The 534-nt window shown below is 52.1% G+C and carries 1 protein-coding gene; it reads right to left on the bottom strand.

Annotation, left to right across the window (positions count from 1 at the left end):
• The coding region (locus BC440_RS14005; RefSeq protein WP_139192128.1) for a hypothetical protein at nucleotides 1-516 on the bottom strand (516 nt) is incomplete at its 3' end.
• Nucleotides 517-534: the final 18 nt, after the last annotated feature.

Below are 534 nucleotides of genomic sequence, written 5' to 3'. Positions count from 1 at the left end.
AACCAGTTCACCAAAATCGACAACACCGTGAACGGGGTTCCCCGATGCATCATAGCGCTGGCCATAAACATGATGGTAACTCGCTTCCCCGGCTTCACGGCTGTTGAACACCGCAAAGTAACCACCATCGGCAAGCGCAATCACGTCGCCTGACACGATATTCCAGCCATCCGGGCCCAGCGTCTCAAGGTTAACACGGCTGGTTTCATTGACACTGTTATCCGATCCGATCGAATAAACAACAAGCTCGCGCCCACTCACAATCGCAATACTGCCATCTGCAAGAAGTGCTGGCTTGGCACCAAGCCCCATATACATCGGGTCACTCGTATCCGTCGTTCCGACAAAATCGCGAACAACAAATGATGTCCCCAAAGGATGACCACCAGATGAAAACAGTTGGCCAACCGTCTCGTTCGAACCATTCATCATCAGCAACAGCAAACGGCCATCGGCAAGCTCTATTCCCGTTGCCATCCGGTCGTTCCCAGCGGAAAATCCACTGAGATCAAACATATCTCCGACAACATTCCC

Source organism: Thalassospira sp. MIT1004, assembly GCF_001858545.1.
Taxonomy (GTDB): domain Bacteria; phylum Pseudomonadota; class Alphaproteobacteria; order Rhodospirillales; family Thalassospiraceae; genus Thalassospira; species Thalassospira xiamenensis.
Note: the sequence above shows the minus strand (reverse complement) of the source record. Positions and strands in the feature narration are given on the sequence as shown.